The following is a 12,515-nucleotide window of genomic DNA, read 5'->3' on the forward strand; positions in this document are numbered from 1 at the left end:
AGCGGTGGCGGTCGCCGTGGCCGCGGCGCTGGCGACCCGCAGCCGGGGCGGGCCGGCCCCGGCACCGCCGCCGCCCTGTCGCTACGGCTGTCCGCTCCCGGTCAGTAGCGCAGGCGCCGGGCCCGCAGGAACATCACCAGGCCGGACGCCGCCAGCAGGATGCCGATCGCGGCGGGCCAGAGCTGGGCGCCGGTCTCCGCGAGGCTGCCGCCGGACGTCTGGGGCTCGGTGCCGGTGGCGGGCGGAGGCGTGGTCTGCGGAACGGCGGCCGCGCCCGTGCTGTCGGTGGCCGAGACGGAGGGGGCGGCACCGGGGGTCTCGGTGGCTCCGGCGGTCTCGGTGGCCCGGCCCGCGGGGGCGGTGGTGCGGTCCGACTTCGGGGCCTGGGCCGGCTTGGCCGTCTCGGCCGGCTCGGCGGTCCTGCCGGGCTCGTCCTGCTTGCCGCCCTTGCCGTGGCCGTTGTGCTTGGTGCCCCCGGCCGGGGTGACGGTCGCGTCGGTCCTCGGCAGCTCCGCGGGGCTGGTCGCGGTGGCGGTGGCGCCGGGCTCGCCGCCCTCGGACGGAGCGGCGGTGCCCTGGTCGTCGCCGTTCTTGCCGTCGCCGCTGCCGCCGTCGCCCTGGTCGCCGCCCTTGCCGTCGCCACCCGGGTTCGCCGTCGCGCCGCCGTTGTCGCCGCCGGTGCCGCCGCCGTTGCCGTCGTCGCCGCCCTTGTCGCCGCCGTCGTCACCGCGCGGGCCGCACGTACGGCCGGAGTTGATGCAGTCGACCATCTGGCCCATCAGGCCCTCGTCGAAGACGTTGATGAAGTCGCCGTGGTCGGTGACGGGCTTGTGCTGCTGCTCGGGGAAGGAGTCCACCGCGAACAGCGGCACCGTCTTCCCGTCGTCGTTCAGGCTCGGCGCGTCCACGTCGTAGACGATGCGCTGCACCAGCTGCGGGATGGGCTCGAAGCCCTGGGGGCAGGCGCCGTCCTGGCCCTCGAAGGCCACGTGCGTACGGTGGTTGGCGCTGTCGGTGTTGCGGCCGTCCCAGCAGCTCTGGAAGCGGAAGGTGCGCACCACGTCCGAACCGGACGGGCAGAGCGGGTACTTGTCCTTCAGCTGCCGGTCCTCGAACCCGGTGCAGCTCCAGGACGCGTTGGCGTTGGCGGGGCCGTTGACGAAGGACTTGGCGTCACCGGTGATGATGCGCAGCAGCCTCGGCATCGCGGTGACCTTGCCGCGCGGGTTGCCCTCGAAGCTGATGGTGACCTGCTTGGGCGTGACGATCTGGCCCGCGTTGCCCTCGGTACCGCCGCCCGGGGCGCCCGCGTCCTTCTCCTGCGCGCCGTTCTGCAGGCGCAGCACCGGCCAGTAGTACGTGGACTTGTCGCCCTTGTCGACGCAGGAGGTGTCGGCCTTGGCGAGGTCGTCGTCGCTGGCGAAGGCGGTGTTGGACTGGTTGCCGACATAGTCGTGGAAGTGGTGGGCGCCGTTGGAGACGCCGGGGGCCACGATGACGTTGTCGGAGTTGCGCAGGCCGTTCTCGTTGACACCGCACTCGGAGGTGAAGGTGCCGGTGGAGGCGTCCGAACCCTTCGCCGGATTCGGCACGTTGGGCTGTACGGACTTGATGTCGGCGTAGTCCGCCGCGACGGGTCCGTTGCCGCCCTGGCCCGGGGCGGGGGCCTGGCCGTCGCCGACGGGGGCCTGGGTGGCGGCGGGGGGCGTGCTCTCGGCCGACGCGCTGTCGCCCGGGGCGCTCTCGGCGGGGCGCAGGGTGCAGGCGGCGAGCGCGTCGAGGCCCTCGGGGCGGTTCCCGGCCCGGCCGATGGCGTCGGCCACGCGGTCCAGGGTGGCCTTCCGCTTGTCCTTCAGCGGGTTCATGATCGGGCCGTCGGCGGCGGCCGGGTCCTGCCGTATCTCCGGTGCCGACTGCTGGAGTTGCTGGTAGGCGGCGGCGATCTGCTGGTCCAGCGCGGCGAGTTCGCGGTCCACGTCGGCGCGGGCCGCCTCCGGCACGTTCGTCAGCTGGGTGCCCACGTCGGGGCAGTCGATCGTGGCCATGCCGGCGGCCTTGACCTGTCCCGTCGCCTCCGGGCCCTGCCCGCCCCAGCCGCCTTCGGAGGCCGAGGCGTAGACGTTCGCCGCGACGAGGCCACCGCCGCCGAGCATCAGTGCCATGGCGGCGAAGGTCACGCGTCGTGCGCCGGTCGGGCGTCTGCGCCTGTTGGGTTCCAAGGTCGTTCCCCTGCGTGTCGTGGTCGGTCGGGGCGTGCTCGGTCCGGGGCGGGAAGCGCCCCGGACCCCATACGCGGGGCGATGCGGATGTGTTCAACGGGACCCGGGATTCAGGCCGAACTCATAAGAAAAAACGGCCACATGACGCGTGATGAGCTGCGAGGCGGCGCCTTCCGGCCGTCGTGCGCCGGAGGTGGGCCGGGGGGACACCCCCTTTCCCGTTCGAACACTGCCGTGAACATCACAAATACGTATCGGACATTCCACCCGACGACCTTCACACGAGTGACACAAGTTGGTTAGGTTGACGGCAAGGCCGCCCGGCTCCCCACCCCGTGAGCCCTCCGCGGCGCCCGGAGCGGGGGTTTCGACCGACTCGCGGGCGCGCCGGCCCGATTGCCCCGCGGGGCGAGGAAGGAGCGCGTCTCGCATGGCATCGGAGAATCCCGAAGAGGTGCGGCAGCGGATCGACTCCCTCTACGCCCGGGCCGAGAACGACACCGGCAACTTCAACGCGACCCGCGCGATGGCGGCGGCCACCCGTAAGCGGGGGGTGCCGCTGGCCAAGCAGCGCGGCGGCGGTTCCGACCCGGCCCTCGACGCCCTCGCCCAGCAGTGGTTCGACGTGGCCCGCGCCAAGCTGGGCCCGACGGTTCCGGCCGCGCTGCCGCCGGACCGGATGCCGGAGATCGCCTCGGGCCCCCGCCCCGACTACGCCGCCGGACTCACCGCCCCCTCCCAGCCCGCGCTCGGCGCCGGGCCCTCCGCGGAGCGTCCGGCGGAGCTGCCGGGCGCGCGGCCCCCGGCGGCCCTGGAGGCCGGACCGGCCCCCGCCCAGCTGCCGCCCGCCCAACTCCCTCCTGTACAGGGCGCGTTGCCTGCGGGGTTCGCCGGTCCCGGCATGACCGAGACGAGCGGTCTGATTCCGTTGCCGGCCATGACGGCGGGGCCGCCGGAGCCGATGGGGTACGGCGCGCCCGCCGGTGCCGCGCTCGCCGCGCCGCCCGCCGGGCCCGCCCCGGCGGTCGCCCAGGAGGCCGCGGTGCGCGCGGCCGGCGGGCTGCCCGCCACGCCGCCCGGCACCGAGGCCAAGTCCGAGTACCAGGACAAGCTGGCCTCCGCCAATCAGCTCCTCACCCGGCACCCCGTACCGCCGACGGCCACCTCGGGGCGGCCCGCGCAGCCCACGGCTCAGCCCGCCCAGCCGCAGGGCCAGGCCCAGTCCGTGGCTCAGCCTCAGGCTGGGGGTCCGTCGCAGGCCGGGGGTCCGTCACAGACCGGGGGCCAGTCGCAGGTCACGGGGCAGTGGCAGCAGCCGCAGCAGTGGTCCGCCGCGCCTCCCGCGCCCGGCATCGACGCCGGTGCCTACGCGGCGTACGCGGCCATCCCGGACGCGGTGACGGACACGGGCTCGCTCGCGTACTACGCCCCGGCGCCGGAGGCGTCGTCGCCCGCGGCTCCCGCCGGAGCCACGGGCGCGTTCCCGGTCGCGGACACGGGCGCGTACCAGGCGGCGAGCACGGGCGGCTTCCCGGCGGTCGACCCGGGGATGCTCCAGGCGGGCGGCACGGGCGCGTTCCCGTTCGTCGATCCGTCGATGGCTCAGGCGGGAAACACGGGTACGTTCCCGGGAGTCGCCGCCGCGATGCCCCAGCAGGGCGGCACCGGGGCGTACCCGGTGGCCGACGCCGGCCTGACGCAGGCCGCAAACGCCGAGGCTCTCCCGGGCGTTGGCGCCGCCGCGCCTCAGCAGGGCGGCACGGGTGCGTACCCGGCGGCGGACCCCGGCCCGATGCAGTCGGCAAACACCGCAGCTTTCCCGGGAGTTGACGCCACCACGCCTCAGCAGGGCGGCACGGGTGCGTACCCGGCGGCGGACCCCGGCCCGATGCAGACGGCGAACACCGGAACCTTCCCGGGAGTTGACGCCACCGCAGCCCAGCAGGGCGGCACCGGGGCGTACCCGGCAGCGGACACCGGCGCGATGCAGGCCGCAGCCACCGGCACTTTCCCCGGAGCGGGGACCACCGCCCCGCAGCAGGGCAGCACCTGGCCCGTCTACCCGACGGCCGACACCGGCCCGATGCAGGCCGCAAGTGCCGGGATTCTGTCCGGAGTTGGTGCCACCGCTCCCCAGCAGGGCGGCGCCGGGGCGTACCCGGCGGCCGACACCGGCTCGATGCAGACGGCGGGCACGGGCACCTTCCCCTCGGCCGGTCCCACCGCTCCCCCGGCGGGAAACACCGGGTCGTTCCCCGGAGTCGCCGCCGCGATGCCCCAGCAGACCGACACCGGCGCGTACCCGACAGCGGCCAACGGCTCGGCGCAGGCCGCCGGCGCGGAGGCTTTCCCCGGCGCTGCCCCGGGGCTCCCCCCGCAGGGCGGTACCGGCATGTTCCCGGCGGCCGGGGGCGCCGCCTCGCAGGCGGTGAGTGCCGCCGTCGCAGCCGCGGTTGACCCGCAGCTGCTCCAGGCCGGAGCCACGGGCCAGTTCCCGACCCCCGGCGCGGGCGCGGCGCAGGCCGCGAGCACGGGCGCCTTCCCCACCGCCGCCCCGGGGACACCCCAGGCAGGAGCCACGGGCGCGTACCAGGCGGCGAACCCGGGCGCGATGCCCATGGCCGGCGCGGCGACGCCGCAGCCGGCCCCCGCACCCACCGGCCCGTACCCCGCCGCCGCGTTCCAGACGGGCTCGTTCACCTTCCCGGCCGCGCAAGCCACCGCCACCCAGGCCGCCCCCGCCCCCCAAACCGCACCCCAGCCCCAGCCGGCCCCCGCCCCCACCATGCCCCCGGCAGCCGCCGCACCCCCTGCCTACCCCCAGCAGCCCCCGGCCGCCCCGTCCGTCCCGCCCGCCCCGACCGCTCCGCCCCAGACCCCCGCCCCCACTCCCCCGCCCGCCCAGACCGCCAACGCCTTCCCCACGGCCGCTCCCGCCACCCCCGCCGCCGGCGAGTCCGCGCATGCCGTCCGTGCCGCCAAGGCCATCGAGTTCGCGCGGGCGCAGCTCGGGAAGCCGTGTGTCTGGGGGGCGACCGGGCCGGACTCGTACGACTGCTCCAGCCTCACGCAGGGCGCGTGGCGCGCGGCCGGTGTCGTACTGCCGCGTACGGCGGCGGAGCAGGCGCTCGGGGGCAGCCCGGTGAACCCGGCCGCGATCCAGCCCGGTGACCTCGTGCTCTTCTTCGAGGACGACCGGCACGTGGGCCTGTACGTCGGCAACGGCACGATGATCCACGCCCCGGGCCCCGGCGCCCTCATCCGCGAGGAGTCGGTCTACGGCGCGGGCGAGGCCGCGATCCACCGCGTGATCCGCCCCGCCTGAGCCCGCCACCCACGGTCGGCCGCCCGCAGTCGCCCACCTGCGGTCACCCGTCCGCAGTCACTCACCCGCGGTCGCCCGTCCACGGCCGCCCGTCACGGCAAGCGGAGCGCCAACCGCCCCGCCCGCCGCGTCACGACCCCCCACAGAGTCCCATGATCGTGTCGTCGAAGTCCGGGAACTCCCGGGCCGCCCGCTCGATCACGGCCGCGGCCGGCCGCTCCCGCTGCGGGGCGAACCGCCGCGCGACGGCCGTGCGCGCCTCGTCGGGCCGGGGCGTCCGGCCGGGCTCGTGAGCGGTGGCGGCCTCCCAGGGGCCGACGCCGCCGGCGAGCAGCCACAGGAAGTCGTCGAGGTCGCGGGCGACGACCCCAATCTCGCCCTCGGAGCCGAGGAAGACGACGGGCTGCCCGGCGAGGCCCTGGCCGGGGCGGACCAGCCAGAAGGCCGCGCAGCCGCCCGAGCCGTCCTGGCCGAACACCCGGAAGGCGTCGCCGTTCAGCTCCGGGTCGCCGGTCCAGGCCCGTAGCCAGTCGGTGGTGTCCTCGGCGCTCAGGAAGGCCGGGAAGGGCTCGAAGTCGATCCCCCGGCCGTCGTCGTACCCGAAGGGAACGGCGAACGCGGCGGCGAGCGGGGCCGGGAACCGCCGGCCGTCGTCAGAAGTCACGCCGGCAGGTTAGTGACCACCGGACCGCCCGCACGCGGCACCCCCACCCCGCCGGACCACCCCCCGCAGGACCATTCCCCGCGCACAGCCCCCATCTCATGCGATAACCCGACCTATCGACCCATAAGTCAAGCTTATGTGTCCATAGAACGGACCCGCGTACTAACTTAGGGCTGCCTTAGCTTAGGCTTCCTGATCGAGTCGCCTGTCCACGCTCGAAGGGAACCTGATCATGCCGCGCCCCCTGCGGGTAGCCATCGTCGGAGCCGGCCCCGCCGGGATCTACGCCGCCGACGCCCTGCTGAAGTCCGAGACGGCCGCCGACCCCGGCGTGTCCATCGACATCTTCGAGCGGATGCCCGCCCCGTTCGGCCTGATCCGGTACGGCGTCGCCCCCGACCACCCGCGTATCAAGGGCATCATCACGGCCCTGCACCAGGTGCTCGACAAGCCGCAGATCCGCCTCTTCGGCAACGTCGACTACCCCACCGACCTCAGCCTGGACGACCTGCGCGCCTTCTACGACGCGGTGATCTTCTCCACCGGCGCGATGGCCGACCGCGAGATGTCGGTCCCCGGCATCGACCTGGACGGCTCCTACGGCGCGGCCGACTTCGTGTCCTGGTACGACGGTCACCCGGACGTGCCGCGCACCTGGCCGCTGGAGGCCGAGAAGGTCGCCGTCCTGGGCGTCGGCAACGTGGCCCTGGACGTCGCCCGCATCCTCGCCAAGACCGCGGACGAGCTGCTGCCGACGGAGATCCCGCAGAACGTCTACGACGGTCTGAAGGCCAACAAGGCCCTGGAGGTCCACGTCTTCGGCCGCCGCGGCCCGGCGCAGGCGAAGTTCAGCCCGATGGAGCTGCGCGAGCTGGACCACTCCCCGAACATCGAGGTCATCGTCGACCCCGAGGACATCGACTACGACGCGGGCTCCATCGAGACCCGGCGCGGCAACAAGCAGGCCGACATGGTCGCCAAGACCCTGGAGAACTGGGCGATCCGCGACGTCGGCGACCGCCCGCACAAGCTCTTCCTGCACTTCTTCGAGTCCCCGGCGGAGATCCTCGGCGAGGACGGCAAGGTCGTGGGCCTGCGCACCGAGCGCACCGCCCTCGACGGCACCGGCAACGTCAAGGGCACCGGCGAGTTCAAGGACTGGGACGTCACCGCGGTCTACCGCGCGGTCGGCTACCTCTCCGAGAAGCTGCCCAAGCTGCCCTGGGACCTGGAGACGGGCACCGTCCCGGACGCGGGCGGCCGGGTCATCGAGGAGAGCGGCGGCCACCTGACGTCCACGTACGTCACCGGCTGGATCCGGCGCGGCCCGGTCGGCCTGATCGGCCACACCAAGGGCGACGCCAACGAGACGGTCGCCAACCTGCTGGACGACCACGCCAATGGCCGTCTGCAGACCCCGGCCACGCCCGAGCCGGAGGCCGTGGAGGCGTTCCTGGCCGAGCGGAACGTCCGCTTCACCACCTGGGAGGGCTGGTACAAGCTGGACGCCGCCGAGCGCGCCCTCGGTGAGCCCCAGGGCCGCGCGCGCGTGAAGCTCGTCGAGCGCGAGGACATGCTCCGCGAGTCCGGCGCGTAAGTCCCGTAGGGGACCGGGCCCGTACGCCCGGTGCCGTACGAACTGAAGACCGAGACCCCTACGGGACCGCACCCGTCCCGCAGGGGTCTCGGCGCGCCGTGGCGCGTTCCCCCATGTGGGAGGGGCGGGCGGCGTCCGGACGGGCGACGCGCCGCCGGGGGGACCGGCCGCCGCGCGGCGCACCCGAACGGTGATACTGGAGGACGCACCCGCCTCCATCAGCAGAATTGGCCCATGTCGAACTCCGCCACCGACCGCGACACCGTCCCCCGGACCCTCTGGGCGGCGCGGGGCCGTCACACCGGCCCCGCCCCCGAGGAGGTCGTGCGCCGCACCCTGCGGCGGCGCACGGAGAGCGGGGACATAGACGACTTCGCCGAACCGGCCGTGCCCGTGGAAGGGGACGGCGAGTCCGGGCGGCATGTCTTCGAGGCCCGCTGGCGGGCCGGGGGCGCCGTCACCGTACGGGCCCGGCTGACCCTTCTGCCCCGTACGGGACGCCCGGAGGGCTGCGAGTGGCGGCTGGTAGCGGAGGCGGAGCGGCCGTGGGACGAGTCGTGGCCCTCGCCCGCCACCCTGTTCTGGCCCGAGGGCGGCGCCCCGCAGGACAGCGGCTGGGACCACCACCCCGCCGTCCCCGGCCTGCGTTTCCGGCAGGTCAACCCGCTTCCGGCGGACGACAAGGAGATGCGGCGCAGGCTGCGGGACGCGGCCAAGGACGCCTGGTGCGTCAACCTGGTCGTGCACGAGGCGATGACCCCCGACGAGCGCGGCCGCCTGCCGCTGGCCGGACTGCTCCCGCCGGGCCTGCGCCATCGCGTCGTGGAGCACCGGGCGAGCCCGCAGCAGTTCCGCGGGGTCAACTGGGCCCTGAAGGACCTCGGGGTCGAGGTGCCGCGCGGCGGTGCCGTGCTGCTGCCGCCCGACCCGGCGCCGAAGGACTACGACAGCGGCGACTTCAGCGTGCGCAGCGTGTTCCTGGACGGCTCCGAGCCCACCGAACTCGTCGCGGCGCTGCGGCGGTTCGTGGCACTCGAACGCCCGCTGCCCCGCCATCTCGGCGAGGCGCTGGGCGAGCTCCGGGACCACTGGACGCTGATGACGCTCCAGGAGGAGCTGGAGCGCGAGCGGCAGCGGGTCACACGGTACGCCGAGGCGCTGGAGGCGATGACCAAGTCGCGGGATCTGTACCGGCAGGCCGCCGAGGAGGCCCACGAGGCGCTGGCCGCCTACCGCGAGCTGGCGCCCGCCGCGCTGCCCCAGCAGCAGCGGGCCGACGCCCGGACCGGCTCACCGCTGCAGCAGCTCACGCGCACCTTCGAGCGGCTGAGGTTCATCCCGAAGGGCCCGAAGCCGGAGCCGGCGCCCGAGGCACCCGCGGCGGCACCGGACACGGCGGCGGACAAGGCGGCCGACGACGGGGGCGGCCGGACGGAGTGAGCGGGCCGACGGTGCCGTAGGGCGCCGTACGGCGGGCAGAGGGAAGACGTACGGTCCCGGGCCCGGCGCGAGGGCCCGGGGCGGAAGCGGGGCGAAGAGGGAGGGGAGACCGCATGGATTCCACCACGGTCCTGTTGCTGGTGGGCGCCGTCGTGGCGGCCGGGGTGCTGGGCGTCGCGGTCGCGCTGCTGGTGCGGCTGGTGCGGGCCCGGCGCGGGCTGCGCCGGGCCGGGCTGCCCACCGGGCCGCGCTGGGTGTTCTGGGGCGCGGTCGTCTATCTCCTGCTGCCGACGGACCTGCTGCCCGATCCCGTCTATCTGGACGACATCGGCGTGCTGCTTCTCGCCCTGCGCTCGATGCGGCCCCCGCGCCCCCTTACGGAGGAACCCGTACGGGCTCCCGCCACCGGGGCGAAGCGGGGGCGTCCGGATGGCCCGGCGCGGCGGTCCTCGTAGTGCGCCGTCCGCCACCGGCTGTGACGGTCTCGCCTGATGAGGCCGGGCAGTGTAGACATGGGCACATGGTGCGACTGCCCGGCCGGCCCGACACGCGGACGCCCCGTTCGTTCGGGCATCCGCGCGCGCCCTTCGGCGCGCACCGGCCGGACGGTACGGCCGGCAGCGGCTCCGGCTCCGCCCCCGGCGTGCTGCGGGCGGCGCTGTCCGCGCGCAGTGTCGCGGGGCAGGTGTTCATCCTCCAGGTGGTGATCGTGCTGCTGCTGGTCGTCGCGGCCGTGGTGGCACAGGTGCTCCAGGTGCGGCACGACAGCGATCTGGAGGCGCGCAACCGCTCGCTGGCCGCCGCCGGTACGTTCGCCAACGCGCCCGGCACGGCGACGGCGCTGCGCGCCCCGGACCCGACGGCGGTCCTCCAGCCCAGCGCGGAGGCGGCCCGCAAGGCGTCCAACGTGGACTTCATCGTCGTCATGAACACCGCCGGCATCCGCTACACGCATCCCAACCCGGACCGCATCGGCAAGAAGTTCGTCGGCACCATCGGGCCCGCGCTGCACGGCGGCACGGTCGTCGAGCACCTGAACGGGACGATAGGCCCGCTGGTGCAGGTCGTGGTGCCGGTGCGGGACGCGGGCGGCAAGGTCGTCGGGCTGGTGTCCGCGGGGATCACCACCGCGCACGTCGGCGGGGCGGCCGACCAGCAGGTACCGCTGCTGCTCGCGGCGGCCGCGGCGGCCCTCGCGCTGGCCACGGCGGGCACCGCGCTGGTCAGCAGGCGGCTGCTGCGCCAGACGCACGGGCTCGGCCCCTACGAGATGACCCGGATGTACGAGCACCACGACGCGGTGCTGCACGCCGTCCGGGAGGGCGTGCTGATCGTCGGCGGCGACGGACAGCTGCTGCTCGCCAACGACGAGGCGCACCGCCTCCTCGACCTGCCCGACGACGCCGAGATGCGCAGCGTCCTCGATCTGGGCCTGGACGACGAGACGGCCGGTCTCCTCGCCTCCGGGCGGGTCGCGACGGACGAGGTGCACCTGGTCAAGGACAAGCTGGTCGCCATCAACCAGCGCCCCACCGATCTGGAGGGCGGCCCGCCCGGCAGCGTCACCACCCTGCGCGACTCCACCGAGCTGCGCGCCCTGTCCGGCCGGGCGGAGGTCGCGCGCGAGCGGCTGAACATGCTGTACGACGCCGGGGTGGGCATCGGCACCAGCCTGGACGTGAGCCGTACGGCGCAGGAGCTGGCCGAGCTGGCGGTGCCCCGGTTCGCGGACTTCGTGACGGTGGACCTGTTCGAGGCGGTGCTGAACGGCGACGAGCCCAAGCCCGGCACCGATCTGCGCCGGGCGGCGTACAGCGGCATCCGCAAGGACGCCCCGCTGTATCCGCTGGGCGAGCACATCCGGTTCGTGCCGACCTCGCCGCAGGCCCGCAGCCTGGCCACGGGGCAGTCGGTGGTGGAGCCCGACCTGCGGGAGGCGCCGGGCTGGCGCGCGCAGGACTTCGAGCGCACCGGCGAGATCGTGGAGTACGGCATCCACTCGCTGATCACGGTGCCGCTCAGGACCGGCAATCTGATCCTCGGGGTGGCCAACTTCTGGCGCTCGGAGAAGCCGCAGCCCTTCGACGCCGAGGACGTCACCCTCGCCGAGGAACTGGTGGCGCGGGCGGCGGTGTCCATCGACAACGCCCGCCGCTACACGCGCGAGCACAGCATGGCGGTCACCCTCCAGCGCAGCCTGCTGCCCCGCTCGCTGCCCGCGCAGGACGCCCTGGACATCGCCTACCGCTATCTGCCCGCGCAGTCCGGGGTGGGCGGCGACTGGTTCGACGTCCTGCCGCTGCCGGGCGCCCGGGTCGCGCTCGTCGTCGGAGACGTGGTCGGGCACGGGCTGCACGCGGCGGCGACGATGGGCCGGCTGCGCACGGCGGTGCACAACTTCTCCTCGCTCGACCTGCCGCCCGACGAACTCCTCGGCCTCCTGGACGAGCTGGTGGGCCGGATCGACCAGGACGAGACCCCGGCGGACGGCGCGGCGGCGGTGACCGGGGCGACCTGTCTGTACGCGGTGTACGACCCGGTGTCGCGGCGCTGCACCATCGCGCGCGCCGGTCATCTGCCGCCCGCGGTGGTCTACCCGGACGGCCGGGTGGAGTTCCCGGACGTGCCCGCCGGTCCCCCGCTGGGCCTGGGCGGGCTGCCGTTCGAGACGGCGGAGCTGGAGCTGCCGGAGGGCAGCCGGCTGGTGCTGTACACCGACGGTCTGGTGGAGGACCGGGACCGGGACATCGACGTGGGCCTCGACCTGCTGCGCGACGCGCTCGGCCACGCGCCGGACGCCTCGCCGGAGGAGACCTGCCGTGTCGTGCTCGACCGGCTGCCGGTGCGGCCCGCCGACGACGTGGCGCTGATCGTGGCCGAGACGCGGGTGCTGGGCGAGGACCGGGTGGCCGAGTGGGAGGTGCCCTCCGATCCGGCGGCGGTCTCGGAGATCCGCGCGAAGGTGACCCGGCAGCTCGCGGACTGGAACCTGGACGAGCTGACCTTCACCACGGAGCTGATCCTGAGCGAGCTGGTCACCAACGCGATCCGCTACGGACGCGGCCCCATCGGCGTACGGCTCCTGCTGGCCCGCTCGCTGATCTGCGAAGTCTCCGACGGCACGACGACCTCCCCGCACCTGCGCTACGCGGCCAGCACCGACGAGGGCGGCCGGGGCCTGTTCCTGGTGGCCCAGATCGCCGACCGCTGGGGCACCCGCTACACCCCCACCGGCAAGATCATCTGGGCGGAACAGCCCCTGCCGTGACG

General features: G+C 74.7%; 7 protein-coding genes. 5 read left to right on the forward strand and 2 right to left on the reverse strand.

The annotated features are described in order from the left end of the window. Positions 1 to 101: 101 nt before the first annotated feature. Complete coding sequence (locus AB0898_RS10510; protein ID WP_366802481.1) at positions 102 to 2,162, reverse strand: DUF1996 domain-containing protein; 2,061 nt, start codon at positions 2,160 to 2,162, stop codon at positions 102 to 104. 487 nt (positions 2,163 to 2,649) lie between these two features. Between AB0898_RS10510 and AB0898_RS10515 the strand changes: the two genes are divergently transcribed. Continuing rightward, positions 2,650 to 5,544 (forward strand): NlpC/P60 family protein, encoded by a 2,895-nt coding sequence (locus AB0898_RS10515; protein WP_366802482.1) that lies wholly within the window; start codon positions 2,650 to 2,652, stop codon positions 5,542 to 5,544. 130 nt (positions 5,545 to 5,674) lie between these two features. Here the strand turns inward: AB0898_RS10515 and AB0898_RS10520 are convergent, their stop codons facing one another. Then, positions 5,675 to 6,208 (reverse strand): SMI1/KNR4 family protein, encoded by a 534-nt coding sequence (locus AB0898_RS10520; RefSeq protein WP_366802483.1) that lies wholly within the window; start codon positions 6,206 to 6,208, stop codon positions 5,675 to 5,677. A 232-nt stretch (positions 6,209 to 6,440) separates the two neighbouring features. Between AB0898_RS10520 and AB0898_RS10525 the strand changes: the two genes are divergently transcribed. The 4 genes from AB0898_RS10525 to AB0898_RS10540 all read left to right on the forward strand — a co-directional run bounded on the left by AB0898_RS10525 (position 6,441) and on the right by AB0898_RS10540 (position 12,513). After that, entirely contained in the window at positions 6,441 to 7,805 is a 1,365-nt protein-coding gene (locus AB0898_RS10525; RefSeq protein WP_366802484.1) for an FAD-dependent oxidoreductase, read from the forward strand. A 234-nt stretch (positions 7,806 to 8,039) separates the two neighbouring features. Beyond that, entirely contained in the window at positions 8,040 to 9,245 is a 1,206-nt protein-coding gene (locus AB0898_RS10530) for a hypothetical protein (RefSeq protein WP_366802485.1), read from the forward strand. 113 nt (positions 9,246 to 9,358) lie between these two features. Then, the gene (locus AB0898_RS10535) at positions 9,359 to 9,700 is read left to right on the forward strand and encodes a DUF1232 domain-containing protein (RefSeq protein ID WP_366802486.1); all 342 of its coding nucleotides are present in this window, start codon (positions 9,359 to 9,361) and stop codon (positions 9,698 to 9,700) included. Between the two features lie 65 nt (positions 9,701 to 9,765). Then, entirely contained in the window at positions 9,766 to 12,513 is a 2,748-nt protein-coding gene (locus AB0898_RS10540; RefSeq protein WP_366802487.1) for a SpoIIE family protein phosphatase, read from the forward strand. Positions 12,514 to 12,515: the final 2 nt, after the last annotated feature.

Origin of the sequence: Streptomyces sp. NPDC005435 (assembly GCF_040703155.1) — a bacterium.
Lineage (GTDB): Bacteria > Actinomycetota > Actinomycetes > Streptomycetales > Streptomycetaceae > Streptomyces.

Excerpts from the sequence above, each read along its gene's own strand:
- AB0898_RS10530 (WP_366802485.1), top strand. The coding sequence starts at position 8,040 with ATGTCGAACTCCGCCACCGACCGCGACACCGTCCCCCGGACCCTCTGG.
- AB0898_RS10535 (WP_366802486.1), top strand. The coding sequence starts at position 9,359 with ATGGATTCCACCACGGTCCTGTTGCTGGTGGGCGCCGTCGTGGCGGCC.
- AB0898_RS10510 (WP_366802481.1), bottom strand. The coding sequence starts at position 2,162 with ATGGCACTGATGCTCGGCGGCGGTGGCCTCGTCGCGGCGAACGTCTAC.
- AB0898_RS10515 (WP_366802482.1), top strand. The coding sequence starts at position 2,650 with ATGGCATCGGAGAATCCCGAAGAGGTGCGGCAGCGGATCGACTCCCTC.
- AB0898_RS10525 (WP_366802484.1), top strand. The coding sequence starts at position 6,441 with ATGCCGCGCCCCCTGCGGGTAGCCATCGTCGGAGCCGGCCCCGCCGGG.
- AB0898_RS10540 (WP_366802487.1), top strand. The coding sequence starts at position 9,766 with ATGGTGCGACTGCCCGGCCGGCCCGACACGCGGACGCCCCGTTCGTTC.